Origin of the sequence: Nonomuraea jabiensis (assembly GCF_014204795.1) — a bacterium.
Classification (GTDB): domain Bacteria; phylum Actinomycetota; class Actinomycetes; order Streptosporangiales; family Streptosporangiaceae; genus Nonomuraea; species Nonomuraea jabiensis.
On the sequence record NZ_JACHMB010000001.1, the window covers coordinates 12147709 to 12174251 of the forward strand.

General features: G+C 71.6%; 24 protein-coding genes and 1 pseudogene. 8 read left to right on the top strand and 17 right to left on the bottom strand.

The genetic code is table 11. The features are described from left to right. Positions 1-25 precede the first annotated feature (25 nt). Both HD596_RS55410 and HD596_RS55415 read right to left on the bottom strand, forming a co-directional pair. On the bottom strand, positions 26-256 hold the full coding sequence (locus tag HD596_RS55410; protein ID WP_185077427.1) for a hypothetical protein: 231 nt from the start codon (positions 254-256) through the stop codon (positions 26-28). 11 nt (positions 257-267) lie between these two features. Then, a complete protein-coding gene (locus tag HD596_RS55415; RefSeq protein ID WP_185077428.1) occupies positions 268-1470 on the bottom strand; it encodes a hypothetical protein in 1203 nt (400 codons plus the stop codon). Between the two features lie 174 nt (positions 1471-1644). Between HD596_RS55415 and HD596_RS55420 the strand changes: the two genes are divergently transcribed. After that, positions 1645-2229 (top strand): hemerythrin domain-containing protein, encoded by a 585-nt coding sequence (locus tag HD596_RS55420; protein ID WP_246555484.1) that lies wholly within the window; start codon positions 1645-1647, stop codon positions 2227-2229. A 67-nt stretch (positions 2230-2296) separates the two neighbouring features. On the opposite strand, the gene HD596_RS55425 is transcribed toward HD596_RS55420, so the two are convergent. The 3 genes from HD596_RS55425 to HD596_RS55435 form a co-directional block, all read right to left on the bottom strand. Further along, positions 2297-3223 (bottom strand): alpha/beta fold hydrolase, encoded by a 927-nt coding sequence (locus HD596_RS55425; RefSeq protein ID WP_185077429.1) that lies wholly within the window; start codon positions 3221-3223, stop codon positions 2297-2299. A gap of 87 nt (positions 3224-3310) precedes the next feature. Next, positions 3311-3490 (bottom strand): TolB-like translocation protein, encoded by a 180-nt coding sequence (locus HD596_RS55430; protein WP_185077430.1) that lies wholly within the window; start codon positions 3488-3490, stop codon positions 3311-3313. A gap of 119 nt (positions 3491-3609) precedes the next feature. Continuing rightward, a complete protein-coding gene (locus HD596_RS55435; RefSeq protein WP_185077431.1) occupies positions 3610-4947 on the bottom strand; it encodes an MFS transporter in 1338 nt (445 codons plus the stop codon). Between the two features lie 128 nt (positions 4948-5075). Here HD596_RS55435 and HD596_RS55440 point away from each other — a divergent pair, with 128 nt between their 5' ends. Beyond that, on the top strand, positions 5076-6002 hold the full coding sequence (locus HD596_RS55440; RefSeq protein WP_185079346.1) for a LysR substrate-binding domain-containing protein: 927 nt from the start codon (positions 5076-5078) through the stop codon (positions 6000-6002). Positions 6003-6239: 237 nt separating this feature from the next. Here HD596_RS55440 and HD596_RS55445 read toward each other — a convergent pair whose 3' ends face one another. The 4 genes from HD596_RS55445 to HD596_RS55460 form a co-directional block, all read right to left on the bottom strand. Then, positions 6240-7538, bottom strand: a complete 1299-nt coding sequence (locus tag HD596_RS55445; protein WP_185077432.1) for a serine/threonine-protein kinase — start codon at positions 7536-7538, stop codon at positions 6240-6242. 89 nt (positions 7539-7627) lie between these two features. Beyond that, positions 7628-9316 carry an aminotransferase class V-fold PLP-dependent enzyme gene (locus tag HD596_RS55450; protein WP_185077433.1) on the bottom strand — a complete coding sequence of 563 codons (1689 nt, stop codon included), beginning with the start codon at positions 9314-9316 and terminating at the stop codon, positions 7628-7630. A gap of 78 nt (positions 9317-9394) precedes the next feature. Beyond that, on the bottom strand, positions 9395-9913 hold the full coding sequence (locus tag HD596_RS55455; RefSeq protein ID WP_185077434.1) for a MerR family transcriptional regulator: 519 nt from the start codon (positions 9911-9913) through the stop codon (positions 9395-9397). 10 nt (positions 9914-9923) lie between these two features. Next, positions 9924-10784 (bottom strand): SDR family NAD(P)-dependent oxidoreductase, encoded by an 861-nt coding sequence (locus HD596_RS55460; protein ID WP_185077435.1) that lies wholly within the window; start codon positions 10782-10784, stop codon positions 9924-9926. Between the two features lie 153 nt (positions 10785-10937). On the opposite strand from HD596_RS55460, the gene HD596_RS55465 reads away from it, so the two are divergent. After that, the gene (locus HD596_RS55465) at positions 10938-12374 is read left to right on the top strand and encodes an MFS transporter (RefSeq protein ID WP_185077436.1); all 1437 of its coding nucleotides are present in this window, start codon (positions 10938-10940) and stop codon (positions 12372-12374) included. Here the strand turns inward: HD596_RS55465 and HD596_RS55470 are convergent. The 3 genes from HD596_RS55470 to HD596_RS55480 all read right to left on the bottom strand — a co-directional run bounded on the left by HD596_RS55470 (position 12348) and on the right by HD596_RS55480 (position 15664). After that, the gene (locus HD596_RS55470) at positions 12348-13778 is read right to left on the bottom strand and encodes a nitrilase-related carbon-nitrogen hydrolase (RefSeq protein WP_185077437.1); all 1431 of its coding nucleotides are present in this window, start codon (positions 13776-13778) and stop codon (positions 12348-12350) included. The genes HD596_RS55465 and HD596_RS55470 overlap by 27 nt on opposite strands. A gap of 103 nt (positions 13779-13881) precedes the next feature. Next, positions 13882-14544 (bottom strand): response regulator, encoded by a 663-nt coding sequence (locus HD596_RS55475; protein ID WP_185077438.1) that lies wholly within the window; start codon positions 14542-14544, stop codon positions 13882-13884. A 4-nt stretch (positions 14545-14548) separates the two neighbouring features. Further along, positions 14549-15664: a sensor histidine kinase gene (locus HD596_RS55480; protein ID WP_185077439.1), complete on the bottom strand. Its 1116-nt coding sequence runs from the start codon at positions 15662-15664 to the stop codon at positions 14549-14551. A 267-nt stretch (positions 15665-15931) separates the two neighbouring features. Here HD596_RS55480 and HD596_RS64470 point away from each other — a divergent pair, with 267 nt between their 5' ends. Next, positions 15932-17464 carry an alpha-L-arabinofuranosidase B gene (locus HD596_RS64470; RefSeq protein ID WP_221520058.1) on the top strand — a complete coding sequence of 511 codons (1533 nt, stop codon included), beginning with the start codon at positions 15932-15934 and terminating at the stop codon, positions 17462-17464. A gap of 468 nt (positions 17465-17932) precedes the next feature. Here HD596_RS64470 and HD596_RS55490 read toward each other — a convergent pair whose 3' ends face one another. Next, positions 17933-18541, bottom strand: coding sequence for a TetR/AcrR family transcriptional regulator C-terminal domain-containing protein (locus HD596_RS55490; RefSeq protein ID WP_185077440.1), 609 nt, complete (start codon positions 18539-18541; stop codon positions 17933-17935). A gap of 53 nt (positions 18542-18594) precedes the next feature. Between HD596_RS55490 and HD596_RS55495 the strand changes: the two genes are divergently transcribed. Then, entirely contained in the window at positions 18595-19395 is an 801-nt protein-coding gene (locus tag HD596_RS55495; RefSeq protein ID WP_185077441.1) for an alpha/beta fold hydrolase, read from the top strand. A gap of 21 nt (positions 19396-19416) precedes the next feature. On the opposite strand, the gene HD596_RS55500 is transcribed toward HD596_RS55495, so the two are convergent. After that, the gene (locus HD596_RS55500; protein ID WP_185077442.1) at positions 19417-20565 is read right to left on the bottom strand and encodes a cation diffusion facilitator family transporter; all 1149 of its coding nucleotides are present in this window, start codon (positions 20563-20565) and stop codon (positions 19417-19419) included. Positions 20566-20649: 84 nt separating this feature from the next. On the opposite strand from HD596_RS55500, the gene HD596_RS55505 reads away from it, so the two are divergent. The 3 genes and pseudogenes from HD596_RS55505 to HD596_RS55515 all read left to right on the top strand — a co-directional run. After that, positions 20650-20970: an ArsR/SmtB family transcription factor gene (locus HD596_RS55505; RefSeq protein ID WP_313047199.1), complete on the top strand. Its 321-nt coding sequence runs from the start codon at positions 20650-20652 to the stop codon at positions 20968-20970. A gap of 57 nt (positions 20971-21027) precedes the next feature. Beyond that, the gene (locus HD596_RS55510; RefSeq protein WP_185077444.1) at positions 21028-21393 is read left to right on the top strand and encodes a hypothetical protein; all 366 of its coding nucleotides are present in this window, start codon (positions 21028-21030) and stop codon (positions 21391-21393) included. A 27-nt stretch (positions 21394-21420) separates the two neighbouring features. Beyond that, positions 21421-21753 (top strand): annotated as a pseudogene (locus HD596_RS55515) (MerR family transcriptional regulator); the annotation flags it as partial. 111 nt (positions 21754-21864) lie between these two features. Here the strand turns inward: HD596_RS55515 and HD596_RS55520 are convergent. The 3 genes from HD596_RS55520 to HD596_RS55530 form a co-directional block, all read right to left on the bottom strand. Next, positions 21865-22995, bottom strand: coding sequence for an acyltransferase family protein (locus tag HD596_RS55520; protein ID WP_246555486.1), 1131 nt, complete (start codon positions 22993-22995; stop codon positions 21865-21867). A gap of 151 nt (positions 22996-23146) precedes the next feature. Then, on the bottom strand, positions 23147-25102 hold the full coding sequence (locus HD596_RS55525) for a potassium transporter Kup (protein ID WP_221520059.1): 1956 nt from the start codon (positions 25100-25102) through the stop codon (positions 23147-23149). Positions 25103-25220: 118 nt separating this feature from the next. Further along, a complete protein-coding gene (locus tag HD596_RS55530) occupies positions 25221-26462 on the bottom strand; it encodes a serine hydrolase domain-containing protein (RefSeq protein ID WP_185077447.1) in 1242 nt (413 codons plus the stop codon). Positions 26463-26543: the final 81 nt, after the last annotated feature.

Genomic DNA, 26543 nt, shown 5'->3' on the forward strand with positions numbered 1-26543 from the left:
AAGCGCGTCCGGTGCGGGGGCGTCTTCATCGAGCGCGGCGATGGTGCTCGGCGATGAGCCGGCCGTCGTGGCGGACGCGGGCCGCCCGGTAGGGGGAGACCGGGCGCGTGACGCAGTCCTGCGCCACGGTCTCGGCCTCCGCCCGGTCCACCCCCCATCCGATGGTGTGCCACTGCTCGCCCGCCGCGTCCAGCGCGGTGATCTCGAAGAGCTGCCGCGCCGGACGAGGCGTGCAGGGGGTGTGGTGGTGACCCATGTGAAATCTCCTCAGCGGTGGAAGGCGAGGCTGTGCACGGGGTGCTCGCCCTCGGTCTGCAGGCGGTACTCCTGGCCGGACCTGGCCCGGTTGTCCTCGATGACCCGCTCGGACGGCGCCTTGTCGCCGCCCATGATCGCCTCCTGCATCTTCTCGAAGCGCTCGTGGGCCTCCTGGACGTAGCCGGTCCCCAGGGTGGTGTAGTCGATCTGGGTGGCGATCAGCTCGCGCAGGTACGCCTTGTTCGGCTCGAACGTGACCGGGGCCGGCAGCTCGGGGGCGCACACCTGCTCCGGGTCGCGGCCGTCGTGCTTCTTGAACAGCTCCGCGGCCAGCCGCAGGTGCTCCAGCTCCATGTTGAGGTGCAGCTCCCAGATGTTCTTCACCTTCGGGTCGGACTCGGTCTCCATGAACGAGTGGTACAGGTAGCACTCGTTGTACTCGTGGTTGAGCAGCATCTCCCACCAGCTCTCGCCCGGATCGACGAGCGACTCGTAGTGGGTGACGTGCTCCTCCTCGATCAGGCCGATCTCCTGATACAGCTGGCGGGCGATCGGCTCCATGTACATGGGGCCGACGTTCATGTAGAAGTTCATGGTCTGCTGCTCGGCCGACATGATCGTCAGCGCGTGCAGCTTGCTGATCGGGGCGGTGCTGTTGCGGTCGTACGGCTCGCGCACGTTGTCCACCGGGTCGCGGTGGTGCAGGTACGTGGGCCGGCCTGGCATGACCTCGGTCAGCGCGTCCACGATCTTCTCGGCCTTGCGGTGCTCGATCATCTCGAACAGGTTCGCGTACCGGTAGAGGTGGTCGAAGTCCTCCAGCACGCCGAACTGGTAGGCCTGCTTCAGATACTCGTCGGGCTCCATCCGGGCCACCCACGCGGTCAGGTCCACGGCGACCTGCTCGTAGGCGATCGTGGTCTCCAGGACCGACGACAGGCCGGGCAGCAGCCAGTTGACCGCCTTCTGCTGCTGCGCCTCGATGTAGCGCACCCGCGCCAGCTGCTGCTTGAGCTCCAGGTCCGGGCAGTGCCGGGCGAGGTGGTGGCTGAAGAAGACCGCCTCCGTCTCGATCCCGTTCATCGTGATGATCCGGCACCGCGTGTACGGATCGGCGTGGTCGGGATCGATCGGCGTCACGTTCAGCTCGCGCCAGTTCCGTAGCTGCCTGTCCAGCGGGATACCCCGCTCCCGCAACGGGTTGAATGTCATCTGCCTCGTGCTCCTTGTCGATGGTCCGGGCGGCGGGGTCCGCAAGCCGGGCCTACCCGAGGGATCCGGGGACAATCTCCACGCCTCACCGTGGAACGCTCCGGACTCGGTAAGGGCACGCGTGGCCGGCGATGTCACGGGTAGTCACCGGCCGTATCCGAGAGGAGACCGATCATGACCACCCAGAAGACGAGACCCGAGACGATGGGCGAGAGCGACGTCATCGACCTGCTCGTCGCTCAGCACGCGATGATCAGGGACCTGTTCGACGAGGTCGAGCAGGCCACGCCGGACCAGCGGGGCGAGGCGTTCACCCGGCTGGTGCGGCTGCTGGCCGTGCACGAGACGGCCGAGGAGGAGATCGTCCACCCCTACGCCCGCCTCAAGATCGACGGCGGTGACGCCGTCGTCGACGACCGCCTGGCCGAGGAGAACCAGGCCAAGGAGCTCCTTCAGCAGATGGACCAGGCCGGGCCAGGGGCCCCGGACTTCGCCGAGAAACTCGCCGTGCTGCGCGCCGCCGTCGAAGCTCACGCGCGCAGCGAGGAACGCTACGAGTTCACCCAGCTGCGCGGCCACACCACCGAGGCCGAGCGCCGGAGCATGGCCCTCGGCGTCAAGGCCGCGGAGGCGATGGCGCCCACCCACCCGCACCCCGGCACCGAATCGGCGACCAAGAACGTGCTCATGGGAACCCCCATCGCGATGATGGACCGGGTCCGCGACGTGATCCGCCAGGCCATGGGCAAGCAGGGCTGACCCGGACACGGCAGAGGCGGGGAGCTGTCCGGCCCCGCCGTGGCCGTGGAGCACCCACCGCGGCCGCTCACCGGACCGATCTGATCGCTTCCATCACCAGGTCGGGCTGGGCGTGCTGCACGTAGTGGTCCGCGGTGCCGGCGACGACGACACGGCCGCGGCTGGACAGCGCGGCGAGACGTCCGGCCTGATCGACCGCCGTCGCCGGCTGGCCCGCGGGGATGACGACCACGACGGGCAGGTCGCGCCACGCGCCTGGTCGTACCGTCGCGCGGACCTGGGCGGCGCTGTCCGCCGCGGCCCAGGCCTCGGCCCGGGCGGCGGCCATGCTGCCCGGGCCGTAGACGACCGGAGCGCTCGCACGCGCCGCCGCGGTGGCGTCGGCCGGCACCAGCGCGTCGCCGAACAGCCGCAGCACGCCGACGCGCGCCAGGACCTGGTTGACGGTGAACTGCGCGGCGAGGAGCGGGCGGGAGACCTGGAGGGCTTCGGTGGCGTTCTCGTCCGTGACGTCGATCAGCACGAGCCCGGCGGTCAGCTCGGGCCAGTGGTGCGCGAAGAGCCGCACGATCGTGCCGCCGTAGGAGTGCCCGACCAGGACGTACCGGCCCGCCTCGCCCGCCGCGGCGAGCAGCGCGCGCAGTTCCGCCGCGGCGCGGTCCGCCGTACGAGGGGCAGGGCCGTCCTCGCTCCAGGCGTACCCCGCGCGGTCGTACGCGCACACGCGGCCGGGCAGCCCGCGCTGGATCACGTCCCAGCTCGCACTCGACTCCGCCAGGCCGGCCTCCAGCACGACGGTCGGCGCCCCCGAGCCCGTGCAGTGGAGGTGCAGCCGATGGCCGCCCACCTCCACCAGCCGCCCGGGCACGGACGGGTCCCCCTGCCGGGCCACCGACTCGTAGCAGAACCCGGCGACGGCCGCCAGCACGACCACCACCGCGCACCAGGCGGCGACCCTGCGCAGCGCTCGGGCGACCACAGCTCTTTTGGACACGTCACGAATCTAGGGACGCGATCGCCCGGCCGCCTCGCCCTCCAGGACGAACCGCTTGTAGGAGCGGACGCCCGAGAACCTCATCAATCAGGATGAGACTCTCCTGTTTCGTCCCGCGCCGACGTCGACGCGGGTGATGGAGAGGGTGCCGTCCTCGCCGAGATCGTTGAACAGCACGGCCGAGCCGTCCGGGGCGAAGACCGGGTGGGGGTGGGCGGGGTGGCGGGTCGCACGGGTGCGGGCGAGCGGCGTCGTACCGCCCTCCACCAGGTCCCGCCGCGCGGCCAGGCTCGCCTACGGGGCCCGCCGTCACCGGCAGGGTGCCGCAGCGGCTGGTGAGTCAGGGCCTCGCAGGCCGGGAGTCCGAGACTGCCGGCGTCGGCGGGTCAGTGGAGTCGCGATCGGGTGTGGGGTGTGGATGCCTGGCCGGTGCCGGAGGGGCGCCGGGACGCGTCGGACGGTGGCACCGCGGCAGGGCGGCGTACGAAGTGCGCGAGGGAGAGCAGGAGAAGGGCGGCGGCGGGCACCGCACCGGCGAGCGCCAGGCCGATTCGGGGCCCGAGGTGCTGGTTGATGGCGCCGACCAGCGGTCCGCCGAGCGCGCCGCACCCGAAGAACACGAGCAGGTAGACGCCCATCGCCCGGCCGCGAACCTCGGTCCCGGCGGCGACCTGCACGGTGGCGTTGACCGCCGTGAACAACAGCGTGGTGGTCATGCCGATCCCGGCGAGGGCGCACGCGAGGCTCCACGGTGCCGGCATGGCGGCGGCGAGTAAGTACATGGCGGCCACCGCAGACCCGGTCCAGGCCAGCCCGCGCATGGAGGTGCGGGTTCGGCCGGCGGCGATCAGCGCGCCGAGCATGGCGCCGAGCGCGACGACGAAGGTGAGCATCGCGTAGCCGGACGGTCCGATGTCGAGCGTGCGGGCATAGGAGGACAGCGTGACCGGCAGGCTGCTGGTGAACATGCTGAACGCGCCGGCCAGCGCGATGGGCCGCCAGATCTCCGGTCGCCGTACCAGCCCGCGCATCCCACCTGGAGCGGGTGCGGCGGCGGGCGCCGCGGGGCGCGGTTGTGGGAGCCGGTCCGGGTCGATGCAGGCGAAAGCGATGAGCGGGACAGCGTAGGAGACGGCGTTGAGAGCGAAGGCCCAGCCGGGACCGACGGCGCTGATCAGCGCGCCGGACACCGCCGGGCCGGCGAGGGCACCGAGCTGGTACGTCGAGGAGTTGAGGCTGATGGCGCTGTACAGGTGGTCACGCTCGACCAGATCGGTGACGAACGCCAGCCGGACAGGCTGGTCGATCGCGGCGATGATGCCGAGACCGGCCGCCAGGAGCTGGATGTGCCAGGCGGTGACGTGGCCGGTGAGGGTGAGCACGGCGAGCGTCGCGGCCAGGGCGCCGGTCGCGGCCTGCGTGGCTTGCAGCACGCGGCGCTTCGGGTAATGATCGGCGATCCAGCCACCGGCCAGGCCGAAGACCAGCATGGGAGCCAGTTGCAGAGCGGTGGTGACTCCGACGGCGGTGGCGTCTCCGGTGAGGCTGAGCACCAGCCAGTCCTGGGCGATGCGCTGCACCCACATCCCGGTGGTCGCCACCGTCTGGCCGAGCAGCAAGAGCCGGAAGTTCCGGGAACGCAGCGCGGCGAGCCTGGCACGTCGAGGGATGGATGGTGTCGGGCGGGGGTTGGGGGGCTCGGGTCTTTCGGCCGCCCTGGTCACAACGGAACTCCTCCTCCAGTAAGGGGGCTGTGTCTCCATCGTTGGGCAGCGAGATCAATTTACGAAAGGGAATTGATCAAATAAGTCTTATTGCGAATCATGATGAGCTGGCCTACCGTCGGCCCGTGATGTTTCCTCCCGAGCAGGTGCGCACGTTCCTGGCGGTGGCGCAGTCGTTGAGCTTCAGCCGGGCCGCGGCGGCGCTGGGCCTCGGTCAGCCCACGGTGAGCCAGCACATCCGCAAGCTCGAGCAGGCGGTTGGCCGGCCGCTGCTGGTCCGGGACACTCGCAGCGTGACGTTGACCGTCGACGGAGAGGCGATGGTCGGCTTCGCCCGTACGATCCTCACCGCACACGCTCAGGCGGCGGACTATTTCACCGGCGCCGGGGTGCGGGGCCGGTTGCGGTTCGGCGTGACCGACGATCTCGCGCTGAGCCAGGTGCCGCGGATCCTGCGCGAGTTCCGGCACCTCAACCCAGGTGTCACGCTGGACCTGACCGTGGCCCAGCAGGGCGTGCAACTGCAACGCCGGGTGGAATCCGGCCACGTCGACGTCGCCTTCCTCCAGACCACCGCCGGAGAGGGGCGGGGCCGGCTGGTGCGCCGGGACCGGCTGGTCTGGGCCGCCGTCGAGGGCACCGGCCTGCGGTGGGACGAGGGACAGCGGGTGCCGCTGATCGTGTACCAGGCGCCCAGCCCCAGCCGGGCGCTGGCGGTGCAGGCGCTGGAGCAGGCGGGCGTCAAGCACCGTGTGGTCTGTACGGCGCGCGGGGTCAACGCCGTTCTGGCCGCCACCCGCGCCGGACTCGGCATCGCGATCTTCGCCCGCAGCCTGCTGCCCGCCGATCTGGTCGAGTTGCCCAAGGGTGCCGGACTACCCGAGCTGGGCGAACTCGACCTCGTCCTGCTGACCAACCCGCGGGCCCCCTCCGAACTCGCGGAGGCCCTGACCAGCGCCATCCTCGCCCACGCCAACCCTGTCGGCTCCATCCACGACACCCGTCACCGGCCGGAGGGCCCGGCGGGTGCGGAGACCCGCCGAACGCGTCCGTAGGAGGGCGCGCGTCTTCACGTCCTACCGCACCCGGATCGGCACCTGCCCAGGGGGCATCCGGACACCTCGGCCGATCGCGAGCCGACCGTCACGCCGTTCTACCGGCGGCGATCCCGCAGCCGACGCCTCCACGACCTCGTCCCCGGCCCACGCCGGCCCTCAGAGCCGGGCCCCCGAAGCCGAAGGTTCCGGCGAGCAGCCCGGCCGGCGGGGTGCGCGGCTCGCGCGCGGCGACCGTCATTTCGGGCCGTGCCTCTTGACCTTCTTCGTCTTGTCCTTCTTCGTCTTGACCTTCTCGGCCGGTCCGTGCGAGATGTCGGTGGACAGGGGCGGTGCCGTACGAGCGTGCTCCGGTTCGCTCCTGGCGGCCCGGCGCCGGCCCGAGACGAGGTTGGCCGGCAGCGCGGTGTCCAGCTCGGTCATCGCAGGCGGCACAGTGGGCGGCACAGTGGGCGGCACAGTGGGCGGCACGGTGGGCGGCACGGTGGGCGGCACGGTGGGCGGCGGAGTGGCCTGCGTCCCGGAGGGCGAAGGGTGCGTGCTCGGCTCGACCCCCCACCACGAGCTGGTCGCCAGCACGCTGACGATCAGGGCCGCGACGACGGCCGTCTGCCGCCAGTGCTCGACGACCCACCGCCCGTACGGCGCCCGTTCGCCAAGAGGGCGGCCGGCGGGCGAGGCGCTGATCCGCCCGCTGTCCCCGTCAACGGTCGGCGGGTCCGAAGAGATCGGCATGACCGGCTGCTCGCACAGGGCGGACAGTTGCTCCTGAAGGCGGGCCGCGTCCGTACGCCGGTCCGGATCCTTGTCCAGCAGCCCGGCGATGACCGAGGCGAGCGGCCCCGCGCGCTCGCACGGCGCCGGGTCCGAGGCCAGCACCGCGGACAGGGTGGCCAGCTCGCTGCTGAACCCGAACGGGGCACGGCCCTCGACCGCCGCGTACAAGGTGGCGCCCAGCGACCACAGATCGGCCTGCGGCGTGGCGGGGCCGCCGCGGGCGCGTTCGGGGGCGATGTAGGCGGGCGTGCCGACGACGATGCTCTCCCGGGTCAGGCGCGCCTGGTCGGCCAGGGTGCTGGCCAGCCCGAAGTCGGTGAGGATGGCGTGCCCGTCGTCGGTGATGAGGATGTTGGCGGGCTTGATGTCGCGGTGCACGATGCCGCCGGCGTGGGCGGCGCGCAGGGCGTCCAGCACTTCGAGCCCGATGCGGGCGACCTCGGAGAGGGGCAGCGGTCCCCGCTCGCCGATCACCTGGGCGAGGCTGGGAGCAGGGACGAGCTGCAGGACGATCCACGGCCGTTCGTCGGCGACCACGACGTCGTACACGGCCGCGATGTGCGGGTGGCTCAGCCGCGCGGTCAGGCGGGCCTCGCGCAGGGTCCGCCTGAGCAGCGCCTCGCGCTCCGGCCCCGGCTGGTGCGGGATGCGGATCTCCTTGACCGCCACCTGCCGGTCCAGCAGCTCGTCATGAGCGCGCCAGACCCTGCCCATGGCCCCCTGGCCCAGCTCGGCCAGCAACCGGTACCGAGCCCCCAATAACCATCCTTCATAGCCTGCGACGGGCATGACGACATGCGTACCCGATCATCGCCCGTACATGCACGGCCAGATGCCCCTATACGGGGTCAGGTCGTGGCCAGGCAGTCGGCCGGCAGCGGGAACCAGCGCAGCCGCTCGAAGTCGTCCGGCAGGCCAGGCGGGCGCAGGTCGATCTCGTCGGAGCGGGCCGCCAGGATGGCCCGGGCCTCCTCCAGGTAGCCGGGCAGGGCGTCCTCGCCGGCCCGGACGTGCGGGGCGGGCAGCGCGCCGGGGTCGTCGAAGCGCAGGTCGGAAAGGCGCAGCGGCGGCTCGGCGGAGTCGCGGTGGTGCCGCCACAGCCCGGTGCGAGGCTCGAAGCGGTAGTCGGGCAGCAACCGGTGGCCGTACCGGGCGACCAGTTCGACGGCCTCGATGAGGTAGTCGCAGACCGCGTCGGAGACGAAGTAGTTGAAGTTGATGCGTACCCAGCCGGGTTTGATGCCGTGGCAGCCGTGCCCGATCTCCTCCTCGAAGGCCCGCGAGCGGGCGGCGTCGATGGCCAGCAGGCGGTGGCCGTAGGGGCCGGCGCAGGAGCAGCCGCCGCGCGCCTGGATGCCGAACAGGTCGTTCAGCACCGCCACCACGTAGTTGTGGTGCAGGAACAGCTCCCCGGACCGGATGCGGACCGACACGATGGACAGCCGGCGGGAGTGCCGGTCGCCGAGGATCTCGATGTTCGGGCTGCTCTCCCACCGCCGCAGGGCCCGCTGCCAGAAGCGTTCCTCGCGGGCCTGGATGAGGTCGGTGCCGATGGCCTGCTTGAGCCGGAAGACCAGCCCGGCGCGGATCGACTCGACGATGGCCGGTGTGCCGCCCTCCTCGCGGGCGATCGCGTCGTCGAGATAGCGGTGCCCGGTGGGGTCCACGAACAGCACGGTGCCGCCGCCCGGCGCGGTGGGCACCCGGTTGCGGACCAGGTCGCGCCGCACCACCAGGACGCCGGGCGTCTGCGGCCCGCCGACGAACTTGTGCGGCGACAGGAAGATCGCGTCCTTGTGGTCGTCCGCGCCGGGCGCGCTGGCGGCCATCCGGATCGGCACGTACGGCCCGGCCGCCGCGTAGTCCCAGAACGACAGCGCGCCGTGCTCGTGGAGCAGGGCCGCGATGCGTTCGGTGTCGGACAGGATGCCGGTCACGTTCGAGGCGGCCGAGAAGCTGCCGATCAGCAGCGGCCGGTCGGCGTGGCGGGCCAGCTGGGCCCGCAGGTCGTCGCAGTCGATGTGGCCGTCGCGGTCCTCGCCGATGGCGACGGTGTCGGCGATGGACTCCCGCCAGGGCAACTCGTTGGAGTGGTGCTCGTACGGGCCGACGAACACCATCGGCCGGTCCTCCTCCGGGACCATCCGCGCGTACCGGCCGGGGACCCGCAGCTCCAGGATGCCGACGAGCTTGTTGATCGCCGCGGTCGCGCCCGAACCGCAGAAGATCACCACGTCGTCCGGGCCGCCGCCGACGGCGTCGTGGACGGCGGCACGGGCCTGCTCGCGTAATCGGCTGGTCTGCAGCCCGGTTCCGGAGCTCTCGGTGTGGGTGTTGGCGTAGCGCGGCAGGACGTGGTCCCGGATGAAGTCCTCGATGAAGCCGAGCGACCGGCCCGAGGCGGTGTAGTCGGCGTAGATGATGCGGCGCGGTCCGTACGGGCCCTGCAGCACCTCGTCATCGCCGATGACGCCGGCGCGGATGCGCTCCAGCAGCGGCGAGGTCGGCGGTTCGGAGGCGGATCGTCGTGTCTGCACGCATCCAGGATCCCCCGCTCGCCGGGCCGGGCAACAGGCCGCTGATCGCCGTCGCTCGAGCGCGGCAGGCGTCCTGCCTCACCCCGCCCGCAGTGCCCGCCGCGCCGGGCGGTCGGTGGCGGGGGTCTGGACGTCCGGGCCGGTCGAGCCGCCGTACGTGGCGATCTTGTACTCGACCGCCGCGAGGGACAGGGTCAGCTCGCGGATCCGGCGGCGGACGGTGTCGCGGTGCTCGATCAGCATGTCGAGCCGCTCCGGCACCGTGTGCTCCCCGGCGTCGACGAGCGCGATGTAGTCCTGCAGGTCGCGCATCGGCATGCCGGACAGCCGCATCCGGGTGAGGAACACCAGCCGCCGCACCGCGGCGGCGTCGTAGAGGCGATGACCGTTGCCGTCACGGCCCACCTCGACCAGCCCGGCCCGCTCGTAGTAGCGCAGCGTGTGGGGCGAGATGCCGAGCAGGTCGGCGACGTCTGCGATCGTCATCGGCTCGGGCACCTCGGCCAGGTCGGTGAGGCGGTGGATCGCCTCGACCGACATCGGGCCGTCGTCGCCGAGCGTTTCGAGCGCCCTGGTCATCAGATCGTCGGTGGCCATGACAGCCAGCCTAAATCGGCCGGACCGATGCCGGGGCGTCCGCGAAGTCGGCGCCGCGGGCGGTCTCGGCCCACCGCTCGACCTCTTCCAGTCCGCGCCGGTACGCGCCCGAGATCCGCTCGACGGCCTCGCGCCCGAGCGGCAGCCGCAGCGGCACCTCGTCGCCGTGCGCGAGGGACACGATGATCTCGGCCGCCCGCACCGGGTCGCCCTCCTGGCGGCCGTCGGCGGCGGCCATGTCCGAGCGGACGGCGGTCAGCAGCTCGCGGTACGTCTCGGACGCCTCGGTGAACTCCAGCACGTCACCCGCGTTGAAGTCGGTCCGGAACCGGCTCGGCTCGACGATCATCACGCGGATCCCGAACGGCGCGACCTCCCCGGCCAGCGCCTCGGACCAGCCTTCGAGGGCGAACTTCGACGCCGAGTACGCCGACACGCCCGGGAACGACGTCCGCCCGCCCTGGCTGCTCATCTGCACGATCGTCCCGGTGCCCCGCGCGCGCATCGCGGGCAGCGCCGCCCGCACGAGCGCGGCGGGGCCGAACAGGTGCAGGTCCATCAGCTCGCGCAGCTGCGCGTCGCCGACCTCCTCGACCGCTCCGACCACGGCCCGGCCCGCGTTGTTGACGAGCACGTCGAGCTGTCCGAAACGGACCAGGGTGGCACGTACGAGCTCGCCGGCCGCGCCGGCGTCCCGGGCGTCGTACTGCGCGATCAGGCAGGTGTCGGGGTGCTCCGCCGCCAGGTCGGCCACGCTCTCGGGCCGGCGCACCGCGGCCACCACGCGGTCGCCCGCCGCGAGCGCCGCCTCCGCCAGTGCGCGTCCGAAACCCCGGGACGCGCCGGTGATGATCCAGGTCTGTGTCGTCATGGCGGTGACGCTACGGCTTCGAGCGCGCTCGAACGCAAACCCGTAGCCGATCCGAAGCGATCCATAACTCCGCCGTCCCAGGGTGAGGGTCAACCGATCGCCGCACCGCGGTGTTCTTGCCGACGTCCCTCCCCCGGTCCTCTGGAGCCCTTCATGCCTACCCGCCGCTGGGCGGCGCTGCCCGTGCTGCTGGTCGCGGTGTTCGTGACCACGCTGGACTTCTTCGTCGCGAACCTGGCCGTCCCGTCCATCCGCGCCGACCTGCGGGCCGGTGACGCCGCGGTGCAGTTCGTGGTCGCCGGGTACGGGCTGGCGTACGCGGCCGGGCTGATCACCTCCGGGCGGCTCGGCGACCTGTACGGGCACCGGCGGATGTTCCGCGCCGGGCTGGCGCTGTTCACGCTGGCGTCGGCGGGGTGCGGGCTCGCGGGCGACGCGGCCTGGCTGGTGGCGGCCAGGGTCGCGCAGGGCGTCGCGGCGGCGCTGCTCGCGCCGCAGGTGCTCACGCTGCTCGGGGAGCTCTACCGGGGCGCCGACCGGGCCACGGCCTTCCGCTGGTACGGCACGGCCGTCGGCCTGGCCGGGGTCAGCGGCCAGGTGATCGGCGGTGCGCTGGTGGCCACCGATCCGCTGGGGCTGGGCTGGCGGGCCTGCTTCCTGGTGAACGTACCCATCGGCGCCGCGGCGCTGGCCATGGCCGCACGCCTGCTCCCCCGGCCCCTGCCGTGGCCGCGAGCCGCGCCTCGCCCGCCCCGAGCCGGGCTCGACCTGGTCGGGACCGGGCTCGTGACCGCCGGGCAGGTGGCGATCGTGCTGCCCCTGATCGAGGGCCGCGAACAGGGCTGGCCGCCGTGGGCCTGGTGGTGTCTGGCCGCCTGCGGCCCGGTCCTGGCCGCGTTCGTCCGCCGTCAGCGGCGGCTGGCGGCCTCGGGGCGGACCCCGCTGCTCGACCTCGGCGTGTTCGCCGACCGGGCGTTCGCCTGGGGCCTGGTCGCCGTGGCGCTGCTGTTCGGCACCTCGGCCGGGCTGTCGTTCGTGCTCGCCCTCTACCTGCAGGACGGCCTCGGCCTCGACCCGCTCGCCGCCGGAGCCGTGTGCACCGCGCTCAACGCGGGCTTCTTCGCCGCCTCCCTCCGGCCCGGGCGCTTCGGCGCGCCCGTGCTGCTGCTCGGGCTGTGCCTCCTGTACGACGTCGTGGCACGCGCGGCGCAGCCGTACCAGGTGGCCGTGGCCCTCCTCGTGGTCGGGGCCGGGATGGGGCTGATCATGTCGCCGCTGCTCTCCTCGGTGCTGTCGGCCGTACGCCCCGAGCGGGCGGGAGCCACGGCCGGGGTGCTCGGAACCGTCCAGGAGACCGGGGGCGTGCTCGGCTGCACGATCACCGGCACCGTCTTCTTCGGCACGCTGGACGGCGGCGACTGGCGGTCCGCGACGCTGGCCGCGCTGTCCGTGCTGGTCGCGGGCGCGCTGGGCGTGCTGGCCCATGCCGTGCTGCGTCCCCGCGCCCCGGTGACGGCGCCACCGGAGCACCGGGAATCCGCCCGCTCGCAGGCTCCCGCCGAGCTACCCGTGTGCCCGGAATCGGCGTGATGCCCTGACCGCGCCTATCGCGGCCGGCAGCAGGGCGCAGGCCCACGCGAACCAGTCACCGAACCTGGTGTACGGAGTCGCCACCGCACGGTCCGGCACGTCCGCCGTCACCGACACGAAGGAGCCGTCCGTGGTGCGGGCCTCGGCCAGCAGGCGGCCGTTGGGGTCGCTCACCGTCAGGGCGCCCTGCCGGGACGCCCGCGTCACCGTCAGGCCGTTCTCGATCCCGCGCGTGACCGCCATCCGGCTGTGCAGCCACGCGTCGGCGCCGAAATCCCAGGCGGGCACGTACAGCGCGGTCGCCCCGTCGCGCCGGTAGTCGCGGACCAGGCCGGGGAAATCGAGGTCGAAGCAGATAGCGATCGCCCAGCGCCCGCCGGACCCGGGCACGTACGCCTGCGCCGTTCCGGCCTGGAAGTCGCTCTCCAGGCCGGGGACGAGGTGGCGCTTGACGTACTCGACGGGCCGGCCGCCGTGGGAGGGGAAGTCGATGGCCGCGTTGTACTCGCGCCCGTCCCGGACGAGGACCAGCCCGACGATGATGTCGAGGCGGTGGGCGGAGGCGAGCCGGGACAGCGGGCCGGCGAGCGACGGCAGGTCCGCCTCGTCCACCCGGAACACCTTCTCCGGGAGAACGACGACGCCGGCGCCGCGCTCGGCCAGGGCCGGGATGCGGCTCATGTAGCCGGCCAGCAGGCTTCGCCCCTCGGGGTCGGTCACCGCCACCGGGTCGATCGACCGGTCGGTGGCCAGCAGCGCCACCCTGACCGCCGTCCCCGCTTCGACCGGTCGTAGCTGCCAGAACCCGTACCCCGCCGCCACGGCCGCGACCACCGCGGCGGTCACGGCCACCCGCACCCGGCCGGCCGCACCGGGGGTCAGCAGGGAGGCGGCCGCGGCCGCGGCTCCCATCAGCAGGAACGTCACCCCCCATGACCCGGTGGCCGAGGCGATCTGGATGACGGGAAGGACGTCGGCCTGGGTGTAGGCCAGGCTCCACCAGGCGCCGTTCGGCGTGATCAGCGACAGCGCGTACTCGATGGCGACCCACGCCGCCGGGACGGCGCCGACGGCCGTCAGCGGATGTCCGCGCAGCATCAGGCCCCGGTAAGCGATCACCACCAGACCGAACAGCAGCGCCGAACCGGTGAGCAGGAGGACGACCATCACCGGCGGAATCTGCACCGTGTTCAGGAAATATCCCCACATGGGGGTCTGGCCGGCGAGCCAGGCCATGGACGCGGCGGCCGCCACCGCACGCGCCGAGCAGCGCGGCGCCAGGACGAGGACCGGGATCGGCGCGATCCACGTACACCACGGCACCGGCCGCAAGCCGGTACCGAGCCAGAACAGCGTGGCCGACAGCACCGCCGCGGCGACCAGCCACCATCGTTGTGATCTCATCGAGCAGACTCCTCCGCCAGGAAACTGCCTCGATACTCCGCACCGGAGCCCCACCCCCACATCGGCGGCCAGAGTGATCTCCGCACTCCCCCCAACGGACCATTCAGGGGCCGCCGGCGACGACGAGCCCCGACTCGTAGGCGAAGACGACCGCCTGCACCCGATCCCGCAGCCCCAGCTTCGTCAGGATCCGGCTGACATGGCTCTTGACCGTGTACTCGCTGACGACCATCTCACCGGCGATCTCCGCGTTGGACAGCCCCCGAGCCACCAGCCGCAGCGTCTCGGCCTCGCGGCCGGTCAGCTCGGAGAGGCGGGCGGCCAGCCTGGGCGCCACCCCGTGATTCGGCCGCAGGACCAGATCCTCGATGAGACGTCTGGTCACCGTGGGCGCCAGCAGCGACTCTCCGGCCGCCACCACGCGCACCGCCGCGGCCAGCTCGTCGCGGCGGATGTCCTTCAGCAGGAACCCGCTGGCCCCGGCGCGCAGAGCCTCGTAGACGTACTCGTCCAGGTCGAACATGGTCAACACCAGCACTTTGGCGGACGTCACCGCACAGATCCGCTCGGTCGCCTCGATCCCATCCATGCCGGGCATCCGGATGTCCATCAGGACGACGTCCGGGCACAGCTCGGTGGCGGCCCGGACGGCCTCGGCGCCGTCGGCCGCCTCGCCGACGACGGTGAAGTCGGCCTGGGCGTTCAGGATCATGGCGAAGCCGCCCCGGAACAGATCCTGGTCGTCGGCTACGAGCACGCGGAGCATGGGCCTATCCAGCCGGAAGCGTCGCCACCACGACGAAGCCCTCGTCTCCCGGGCCGGCGTGCAGCGTCCCCCCGCAAGCGGTGGCCCGTTCGCGCATCCCGATCAGGCCGTGCCCTCCGGCGGCGCCGTCCGCGCCCTTGCCGTCGTCGGCTACCTCGACCCGCAGCGCGCCCGGCGTCCAGCACAGTCGTACCCGCGCGGTGCGCGCGTGGGCGTGGCGCAGCACGTTCGTCAACGCCTCCTGCACGATCCGGTACGCCGCCACGTCGACCTCCGCGGGAAGCTGCCGCGGCGGGCCGTCGCTGGTCAAGGCCACCCGCAGTCCGGTACGGCCGGTCCGCTCGACCAGCTCCGGCAGGGCCGCGAGCCCGGGTTGCGGCACCCGGTGACCGTCCTGGTCCGAGCGCATCGCGCCGAGCAGGGCCCGCAGCTGGGCGATCGCGCCCCGGCCGGTGTCGGCGATCGCATCGAAGGCGGCCTCCGCGCGTTCGGGATCGGCCCGGAGCACCAGCGGCCCGGCCTCGGCCTGGACGACGATGAGGCCGACCGAGTGGGTAAGGATGTCGTGCATGTCCCGGGCGATGCGAGCCCGCTCGTGAGCCGCGGCGATGGCTCGCTCCCGCTCCAGCCGCAGGGCGCGTTCGGCCAGCTCGGCGGCTCGGGCGCGGCGGGCGCGGGTGCTGGTGCCCAGCGCGTACGCCGCGACGAACGCCGTACCGACCACCCGGTAGGACTCCAGGCCCTCCTGCGGCAGGACGAGCGAGACGTACACCCCGGCGCCGATGACCGGGACGGCCACCAGCCGCAGCAGCGGCGGGCTCAGCGCGGCGACGGTGTAGGTGCCCACCAGCGGCCCGTACGGCAGCATCGGCTTCTCCCACAGCACCAGCGCCGTCATCGCCAGCCCGACCACAGCGGTCACCACGAGTGGCGCCGTCCGCCGCCACAGCACCGGCACCGAAGCCAGCGCGGCCAGCGCGACCACCCACCACGGCTGCGAAGGCGGGACCAGCGCGGGACCGACGGTGGCGGCCGTCACGACGACGGTGATCGCGATGTCGACCACGCGTGGGGGCGCGCTTCGGATCCGGGTGCGCAGCCGCTCAGTGAGTCCGGGCATCCCGCTCAGTATCGGGATTCATGCCGCGCGGCGCATCACTCTCACGACGGACAGCGCTTTTCATTCTCAGGAGTGACCGGTTCTGAAAACCTTGACTAACAATCACTTCCGATTCATAGTGAGCCCGTCAACCCACGAAGCGGCGCCTCCGGGGGTCGTCGAGCAGCTGAAATGTTAGCGCTAACATCCACGATGTTTTCCAGCATTCGCGATGCCCCCCGAGAAAGGCAGAGGTTCATGATGATCGTCCGTTCCGGATTACGGCACGTGAAAAGGACGATGCTGTCCGCCGGGGCCGCCGTCGCGCTCGCCGCCGGCCTGCTGGCCGGCGTCCCCGCCGCGTCGCAGGCCGCCGCGTCGCAGTCGTGCGACCTCTACGCCGCCGGCGGCACCCCGTGCGTGGCGGCCCACAGCACGACCCGCGCCCTGTACGCCGCCTACAACGGCCCGCTGTACCAGGTGCGCCGCTCCTCGGACAACGCCACCCAGAACATCGGCCTGCTCAGCGCGGGCGGATACGCCAACGCCGCGGCGCAGGACTCCTTCTGCGCCCGTACGACGTGTGTGATCACCGTCATCTACGACCAGTCGGGACGCGGCAACCATCTGACCCAGGCGCCTCCCGGCGGCTTCTCCGGCCCGGCAGCGGGCGGGTACGACAACCTCGCCGTGGCGACGGCGGCGCCCACCATGGTCGGCGGGCACAAGGCGTACGGCGTGTTCGTGGCCCCCGGCACCGGCTACCGCAACAACAGCACCAACGGCATCGCGAGGGGCGACCAGCCGGAAGGCATGTACGCCGTCTTCGACGGCACGCACTACAACGCCGGCTGCTGCTTCGACTACGGCAACGCCGAGACCAACAGCCGCGACAACGGCAACGGCACCATGGAGGCCATCTACTTCGGCAACATCAAGGCCTGGGGCTACGGCACCGGCAACGGCCCCTGGGTCATGGCCGACCTGGAGAACGGCCTGTTCTCCGGCGTGAACGCCGGCTACAACGCCAACGACCCGACCGTCAACCACCGCTACCTGACCGCCATCGTCAAGGGCGAGCCGAACCACTGGTCGATCCGGGCCGGCAACGCCCAGTCCGGCAGCCTGTCCACCTACTACAACGGGGCGCGCCCCAACGTCGCCGGCTACAACCCGATGAAGAAGGAAGGGGCCATCATCCTCGGCATCGGCGGAGACAACAGCAACAGCTCCGCCGGCACCTTCTACGAAGGCGTGATGACCTCCGGCTATCCGACGGACGCCACCGAGAACGCCGTCCAGGCCAACATCGTCGCCGCCGGCTACACCACGGCCGCCCGGCCCAGCGGGACACCCGCCGCCGGCACGTCGATCTCGCTGCGCGCGACGACGGCCTGCTGCACCGGCCGCTACATCCGCCACCAGAACGACCAGGCCGTCACGTCCGTGATCACCTCCGGCAGCTCGTCCCTGGACAAGAACGACGCCACGTGGATCGTGCGCAACGGCCTGGCCTACAGCGCCTGCGTGTCGTTCGAGTCGAAGAACTACCCCGGCAGCTACCTGCGGCACAGCAACTACCAGCTCTACCGGGGCGCCAACGACGGCAGCGCCCTGTTCGCCAACGACGCCACCTTCTGCCCGCAGCCCGGCATGAACGGCCAGGGCCTTTCCTGGGCCTCCTTCAACTTCCCGAACCGCCTGCTGCGCCACTACAACAACATCGTCTACATCGGCAGCGAGGGCGGATCGAACACCTTCGACAGCGCGACGTCGTGGGCCGACGACGTGAGCTGGGTCGTCGCCTCACCCTGGGCGTAGCCACCCCGGCGCCCGGCCGAGCAGGGACGGCGCCGCCGTCCCTGCTGGGCGGCCCGCTCACGCCGTCGCGGAGCGCCCCGGTGCGAACTGCCGGATGCCGGCCTCGGTGACACCGTGGCCGGATGCCGGCCTCGGTGACACCGTGGCCGGATGCCGGCCTCGGTGACACCGTCCACCAGGAGGCCGGGCAGACCTCGCCGACCGCCGGCGCGTACTTGAACCCTCCGCCGGAGAATCCGAGGGCGACCGCGCACCGCGTCCCCTGCGCGCGAGCGACGACGCGACGCTGTTCATGCGGCACGTCCAGGACGCGGCGGGCTCGCCGGACACCTTCTCGTGGGCGCCGGAACGTACGGACCACGTCATTCGCCGACCTTCGACCTGGACGAGGCCGTGCTGGCCCCGGCCGCTGACCTGCTGGCCGCGCTCGTCCGATCCTGACGGCCGGACCGAGGTCGGCGGGCGCCCTCACGCCAGGGCGGCGGCCGTCCCGGTGATGATCGCATGGAGGCCGTGCTCGAAGGCGTCCTCGCTGAGCGGGCTGCCGCCCTCGCGCAGGGCTGCCGCCAGGGTCGGTACGGGTTCTTCGATCGGCCGTGCCGCGGGGCGGGTGGCCTGCTCCTGAAGGACGAATCCAGTGATGTAGTGCGTGAGGGTGCTGATCGTACGTATCGCGAGCACGGGGGTGAATCCGCAGCCGGTCATCGCGGCCAGCTCCGCCTCGAACATCCGCACGGTATCCGGGCCCAGTGCCGACGCGCCGGCCACGATGCGGGCGCCGTCCCGGTGGGCGAGCAGCGCGGCCCGGTAGGCGCGGGCGCGCCGGGCCAGCCACTCCTGCCAGGTCTCCCCCTGCCGCGGTGGCCCCATGCCCGCTGACTGCACGATCGCGTCGGCCATGCCGTCCAAGAGCTCCTGCTTGGTGCGGATGTGCCAGTAGAGCGCGGGCGACTGGACGCCCAGCTTCGTGGCGAGTGCGCGGACCGTCAGCCCCTCCAGGCCGACCTCGTCCAGCAGCCGCAGCGCGGCGTCGATCATCGTCTGCCGGGTCAGCCCGGCCCGTCCGCGGTCGCTCATCATTGCCACCTTAGCATCGCTAAGCTAGCCTTAGCATTGCTAAGGAGGTCACCATGCTCATCACCACGGCATCTGACGGCACCCAGGTCCGCGCCATCGACGAGGGACAGGGGCCGGCCCTGCTGATCCTCCACCCGGGGCTGGACGACGGCCGCTCCTGGGCCAAAGTGGCAGCCCTGCTGACGCCGGGCCACCGGGTCGTGCGCCTGCACCGGCGCCAGTACCGCCAGGACCTGCCCGGCCCCGCGACGATCCCGCAGGAGGTCCAGCACGTGCTCGCCGCGGCACGAGAGATCGGCACCCCGGTTCTGCTCGTCGGCCACTCCTCCGGCGCGGTGGTCGCCCTGGAGTCGCTGGTCGCCGCGCCCGGCACCTTCACGGGCGCCGTCCTGTACGAGCCACCGGTCGTGATCGGGCCCCCGCTCGGTGGCCCCGGCGGCGAGATCAACCTCCGCGCGCGGCAGGCCATCGCGGCCGGTCACCCCGGCAGGGCGCTGCGGATGTTCCTCCGCGACACCGTACGGCTGCCGGCCTGGGCGGCCTTCCTCAGCGGCCTGTTCGTTGCTCTCAGCCCGCGGCTGCGCCCGCTCGTCCCCCACCAGATCGACGACAACGAGGCGATCGACCAGCTCGGCGTCCGCCTCGACGCCTACGCCGGGGTCGACACCCCGGTGTTACTGCTCGGCGGCGACCGCAGCCCCGGCCACCTGGGCGAACGCCTGGATGCGCTGGCTCGCGCGCTGCCCCGCGCCGAACGCGTGGTGCTGCACGGCCAGGGACACAGCGCGCACGCGGCCGCACCCGCCAAGGTCGCCGCCGCCATCGAGTCCTTCGCCGCCGCGACCACCGGCTGACCCGGCCCGGCTGCCGCCCGTCTAGCGGTGTGCCAGCAGGGGTGCGTGGTGGTCCGTTCCGGAAGGGCCGTCGGGGTCGGCGTGGACGGTGGCGGCGCTCAGTTTCGGCAGGTCGTGAATCAGCCGATGCTCGGCCTCCACCGCCACGGCGTGCGCCTCGACGAGGGACAGCTCATGATCGACCTGGATCTCCACCTCGGCGCGCATCGCGTGGCCGATCCAGCGCAGCCGTACGGACCCCACCCGCCTGACGCCGGGCACCGCGGACAGGATCTGCTCGGCCCGCTCGACCAGGGCGGGGTCGACGGCGTCCATGAGCCGGTGGTAGATCTCGCGGGCGGCGTCGCGCAGCACGAAGCAGATGGCCACGGTGATCAGCAGGCCCACGATCGGGTCAGCGATGGGGAAGCCCAGCGCGGCGCCGCCGGCGCCGAGGAGGACGGCCAGCGAGGTGAAGCCGTCGGTACGCGCGTGCAGCCCGTCGGCCACCAGGGCGGCCGAGCCGATCTCGCGGCCGACGGAGATCCGGTAGCGGGCCACGAGCTCGTTGCCCAGGAAGCCGACGAACCCGGCGCCGGCCACCCAGGCGAGCGCCTCGACGTTCTGCGGATCGATGAGCCGCTTGACCGCCTCGTAGCCCGCGAAGGCGGCCGAGGCGGTGATGAGCAGCACGATGACGATGCCGGCCAGGTCCTCGGCCCGCCCGTATCCGTAGGTGAAGCGGCGGGTGGCCATCCGCCGGCCGACCGAGAACGCGATCGCCAGCGGGACGGCGGTCAGCGCGTCGGCGAAGTTGTGCAGGGTGTCGCCGAGCAGGGCCACCGACCCGGAGAAGGCGACGATGACCGCCTGGGCCACGGCGGTGACCATGAGCGCGGCGAACGAGATGGCCAGCACCCGCATGCCGCGGCTGCTGGATTCCAGCGCCGCGTCGGTCTTGTCCGCGCTGTCGTGGCTGTGCGGGGTGACCAGATGCTTGACCCCGGCGAGCGCCCGCTTGATCCCCCGATCGCGCCCATGCCCGTGTTCATGTCCGTGCCCGTGTCCATGCCCGTGTCCGTGTCCATGTCCGTGCCCGTGTCCATGTTCGTGCCCGTGTCCATGTTCGTGCCCGTGTCCATGTTCGTGCCCGTGTCCATGCCCGTGTCCGTGTCCGTGCTGATCCGACATGTCCACCCTCCTTGCCCGAAGTCACCCTGCCCGGCATCATATGTAGTCATGTACGCACGCGACAACGAATCAGGTGCCAACCCTGTGCAGGAGCAACCCACTGACAAGCAGGTCAGCGCGGCTGTCGACGCGTTCCGCCTGCTCAGCGACGGCACGCGGTTGCGGCTGATGTGGCTGCTGTCGTCCGGCGAGTACGACGTCACCAGCCTCGCCGAGGCGATCGCCGTCGCGCGCCCCTCGGTCTCGCAGCACCTGGCGAAACTCCGCTTCGCCGGTCTGGTGGAGACGCGCAGGGACGGGCGTCGCGTGCTGTACCGGGCACGTGACGCCCACGTCCGCTCGCTCATCAAGGAGGCCCTCTTCCACGCCGACCACGAGGTGTCGGGCATCCCCCGGCACGATTGACCGACCCCGACTGCACGGGTTGCATTCGGTACCTGGGTACAGGTTTACCGTCGAGGCATGACACGAGAGGCCATGCCCCTGGACCAGCAGTGGGTGCCGTCGGCGTGCACGCTGCCCACCGCCGAGCAGCCGCTTCGCGGAGCCGAGTTCGACGCGTTGTTCGCTGGGGCCGTACAGGCGGTCCACCGGCCGGGCCGCACCCGGCTGCGGCTCGATCTGCTCTTCGCTCCCGACAACGCCGCCCGAGCCGCGCAGCTGGCCGCCCGCGAGAGCGGCTGCTGCTCGTTCTTCACCTTCACCCTCACCATCGCGGACGGCACCCTGGGCCTGGAGGTCCAGGTACCCGAGCAGCACGTCAAGGTCCTCGACGCCCTGCAGGCGCGCGCCGAAGCAGGCCGGGTCGGCCTTGGAAGGCAGCCGTAGCAGCACATCCATCGGGAGCAGCAAGACATGACGCGGCAGACCGAACCCGTCCACCTGCGCACCGGGCAAGTAGCCGAGCTCGCCGGGGTCAACATCCAGACCCTGCGCTACTACGAGCGCCGAGGCCTGATCGCCAAGCCGCACCGGACCCTCGGCGGGCATCGCGCCTACTCACCCGAGACGGTCACCTTGCTGAGAGTGATCAAAGCCGCCCAGCGGCTCGGCTTCACCCTGGAGGAGGTGGCTGAGCTGCTGGAGGCGGGACGGCGCAGCCACCCCAGCCCTGACCTGCGAGAGCGGGCGAAGGCCAAGAGGGCCGAGATAGAGCGCAAGATCGCCGACCTGACCACCATCCGGGACACGCTCGGGCAGGTGGTCGCCGCCCGCTGCACCAGTCTGATGGATTGCACCTGCCCCGGCTGCCCGCTGCCGTATGCCGAACTCACCGAGAAGGAACGCCCCGGTGGTCCCTCACGCGAGTACGCGCGCCGCGCCGGAGCGCCGGTCAGCCAGGCGACGGCCGAACCGCTGCAGGGGCCGCTCGACGAATCGGTGGCTCAGCCAGCTGGCCGGCAGGAGCACGCCGAGGAAGAGCACGCTGACGCCGATCTGCATGGGCAGTGGTGACCAGCGCATCTCCCCTGCCAGTTGCATGACGACGAGCAGGATCGGCAGGTGCACCAGGTAGAGGGAGTAGCTGATCGTTCCGAGCCAGGTGAGGAGGGCGGGCACGCGGCGGTTGCGCCAGGCCATGCCGGCGGCGAAGGTGGCGCCCGCCAGGACGACGGTCAGGCTCCACACCTCAGGCTGGACCCACCACCATCCCGCGTTGATCGCCCACAGAGGCGTCGCCGTCACCAGGGCGGCGGCCACGGCCACCGGCCACAGCCGGCCGTCGCCGCGCTCCCACCGGCGAATCGCCGTACCGGCGAACATGACCGCGAGGATCCCGGCGGCGAACCACGGGACCCGGCTGCTCACCAGGACCAGAGCCAGCGCCATGACGCCCAGCACGCATGACCCGGCCGTGACCGCGCGTCCGGAGATCACACCCACCAGGCCGACGACGAACACCGCGAACGACAGCCAGGCCAGCCACCCGCCCGACAGCGGCGCGCCGGACAGGACCAGGCCGGTCACGGCACAGATCAGCCCGAACAGGACCGGCAGCAGCGCGCAGCGATCACGCACGCCCGTCACGAACAGCGCGGCGACCAGCAGGTAGAAGACCATCTCGTACGACAGCGTCCACATGGTGTTCAGCACGCCGGCCGCGCCGATCGCGTCCATCAGCATCGTCGCGTGCGCGACCACCGACGCGGCCTCCCTGGGCACCTCCTCGCGTACGGGGATCCACCACGACAGGGCCAGCACCACGGCGATGACCAGGAGGTAGAGCGGATAGAGGCGGAAGAGGCGACCGATCCAGAAGGCGCGCACGCCGCCCCGCCGTTCCAGCGAGGCCGGGATGATGTACCCGCTGACCAGGAAGAAGACCAGCACGCCGTAGACGCCCAGATTGAACGAGGTAGGGCGTAACCAGGGCATGGCCCAGGTCGTCAGGTGCTCTCCCACGACCGCGAGCGCCCCGACGCCACGCAACGCATCCAGCCATGCCAGCCGGGCAGGCGCGGTATGCGCGGTTTGAGGAGCTTGTGGAGGGGCTGTCACCATATGTCAAACGTATCGGAGCGCTCATCCACCGGCTGACACATCGTCACCGTGAACCTCGCGGTCCACCGCCGCGTCGGCGCTATACCTCGATCTGCGAGCCCATGATGACCGTGCGGTCGCGGGGCAGGCCGAAGTACTCGGCGGCGTCGGCGGTGATGTACGAGGTGGCGATGAACAGCCGCTTGCGCCATGGCGCCATCGTCGGAGCCGTCCCACGCCGGAGCTCGACCTTCGACAGGAAGTAGGACGCCTGGTCGAGCCGCAGCCGGCCCTCGGTCATGGCCGGGTCGAGCAGCGCGAGCGCGCCGAGCACGTCCGGGGTCTCCATGTAGCCGAAGCGGGCGGTGATGTGGAAGATCCCGTCGTCGGCGTAGCCGAGGTCGTCGACGGCGATGCGCCGGCCGGCCGGAACGCGGGGCACGGGCTCGGTCTCGATGGACATGATCAGGACGTGCTCGTGCCGGACGTGGTTGTGCTCGACGTTGGCCCGCATGGCCAGCGGCGCCGTTCGCTTGCCGCGATTGAGGAAGACGGCCGCGCCGGGGACGCGTCGCGTCGGCGCCTTCCCGGTGCGGAGCCGGTCGATGAACTCGCGCAGCGACCCTTCCCGCCGTTCGCGCTCCGCGGTGACGATCTCGCGGCCCCGTTGCCAGGTGGTCATGACGGTGAACGCGGTCAGGCCGATCAGCAGCGGCAGCCAGGCGCCGTGGACGAGCTTGGTCAGGTTGGCCGCGACGAACAGCAGGTCCACCGCCAGCAGCACGGTCGCGCCGAGGCTGATGATCCAGACCGGGGTGCCCCACTTCGCGCGCGCCACGTAGAAGAACAGCAAGGTCGTGATGGTGATCGTCCCGGTCACCGCCATGCCGAACGCGAAGGCCAGCGCCGTGGAGCTGCGGAAGGCGAAGACCAAGGTGAGCACCGAGACCATCAGCAGCCAGTTGATCCAGGGGACGTAGATCTGGCCCATGGTGGACTCGGAGGTGTGCGCGATCCGCAGCCGCGGCAGGTACCCGAGCTGCGCGGCCTGGGACGCGACCGAGTACGCGCCCGTGATCACCGCCTGGGACGCGATCACGGTCGCCGCCGTGGCCAGCAGGACCGTCGGCAGCCGCCCCCAGCCGGGGACGAGCAGGAAGAACGGGCTGCTGATGTTGGCCGGATCGGCGAGGATCAGCGCGCCCTGGCCGAGATAGCTGAGAACGCACGCGGGGAACACGAGGATCAGCCAGGCGCGGTTGATCGACCGCCGGCCGAAGTGCCCCATGTCGGCGTACAACGCCTCGGCGCCGGTCACCGCGAGCACGACCGCCGCCAGGGAGAAGAAGGCGACGCCGAAATGACCGGTCAGGAAGCCGATCGCGTAGGTCGGCGACAGCGCCTTGAGGATGTCCGGGTGATCGGCGATGCCGGCCACGCCGCACGCGCCGATGGTCACGAACCAGACGATCATCACGGGCCCGAACACCCGCCCGACCGCCGCGGTCCCCCGGCGTTGCACCAGGAACAGCAGCACGATGATCATCGCGGTGATCGGCACGACAAGGTCCGCCAGTGACGGCTCGACGACCTTGAGCCCTTCGACCGCGGACAGCACCGAGATCGCCGGGGTGATCATGCTGTCCCCGAAGAACAGGGAGGCACCGAAGATGCCCAGCGCCGCCAGCACGGCGGCGGCCCGCCGGCCCCGCTGCGCGCTCCACCGCCGCAGCAGCGTGATCAGCGCCATGATGCCGCCTTCGCCGTCGTTGTCGGCGCGCATCGCCAGCAGCACGTAGGTGACCGTGACGATGATCATCACTGACCAGAACACCAGCGACACCACCCCGAACACGTTCTGCGTGCTGACCGGGACGGGATGCGGGTCGCTCGGATTGAACACCGTCTGCAGGGTGTAGATGGGGCTGGTCCCGATGTCGCCGAACACCACGCCGAGCGCACCGACCACCAACGCGAGCCGCACCGCGTCGCGCGCGCCCGGCCCGCGAGCCGCCGGCGGCCCTTCCGGCTCGGGCACAGGCCGGCGATCGCTCACGACGCTTCTCCTCCGCATGGGCTGCTGCGCCGAACGGTACCGCGTCGGTCAGTTGCCGCACGTGAGCGCGCGCCGACGCCGCACAGCAGGTGTCCGTCGACACCAGGTGTGCGGACTGTCAGTCGTCGATGGCCTGGTAGAGGGTGGTCCAGAAGTCGTGGATGGCCCGCGCCGAATCCGGGGTGGACATGCCGGTCTGGGTGAGCAGGATGCCGACGAGCTGGTGGTGCGGGTCGGCGTAGACGGTGGTGCCGCTGCCGCCGTCCCAGCCGAACTGGCCGACGGGGGCATAGTCGCCGCGGTAGGTGCGCACCGCCATGCCGAAGCCCCAGCCGCCGTGCTGCCCCAGGCCGTACCCCCGATGGACGGAGTCGCGGCCGAAGGCCACTCGGGCGGCCAGCTGCTCGGGCGGAAGCTGGTTGGTGGTCATCAGCTCGACGGCGGCCCTGGACAGGATGCGTTCGCCGTCGTGAATCCCACCGCCCAGCAGCATGCGGAAGAAGGCGTGGTAGTCGTCGGCGGTGGAGTCGAGCCCTCCGCCGCCGGACTGGAACGCCGGGGGCGTGCTGTGGTGTCCCCCTTCGGCCGGGTCCTCCACGCGGAACTCTCCGGTCTGCCAGTCGGGGGCGTACAGCGGCGGCAGCCGGTCGATCTTGTCGGCGGGCACGTGGAAGCCGGTGTCCTTCATGCCCAGCGGGTCGAAGATGCGCTCGCGCAGGAACTCCTCGAACGACTGGCCGGTGACCCTGGCCACCAGCACGCCGAGCACGTCGTTGCCGATGTTGTAGATCCACCGCTCGCCGGGCTGGCAGATCAGCGGCAACGTGCCGAGGCGGCGCATCCACTCATCCGGCTCCGGCGCGGGCAGCAGCCAGCCGTCCTCCTGGCCGTAGACACCCCGCTCGAAGAGAGCACCCATGATCGGGGTGCCCGGCGCGGTCATGTCCATGCCGAGCCCGTTGGTGGAGGTGAGCAGGTCCCGCACGCTGATCGGCCGCCGCGCCGGCACCGTGTCGTCCAGCGGTCCGTCGGGCCGCGTCAGCACCTGCCGGTCGGCGAGCTCGGGCAGCCATGGATCCACCGGGTCGTCCAGCCGCAACCGGCACTCATCCACCAGCACCATCGCCGCCGCCGCCCCGACCGGCTTGGTCGTCGACGCCATCCGGAAGATGGTGTCGCGGCGCATCGGCGCGCCACCGTCATGGCGCATCGTCCCGAGCGCCTCGACATGCGTCTCCTCGCCCCGGCTGACCAGGGCGACCAGCCCAGGGATCTTCCCGGACTCGACATGCCGCGCCAGCACCTCGCGCAGTCTGTCCAGCCCGGTCTTGGAGAAGCCGCTGTTGCCTTTTCCCACCATGATCTCCTTATCGACAGTTGTTCACGGATCTCTGAACATCTGCGACCGTACATTGCATTCATTACTTGGTCAACGACGTAT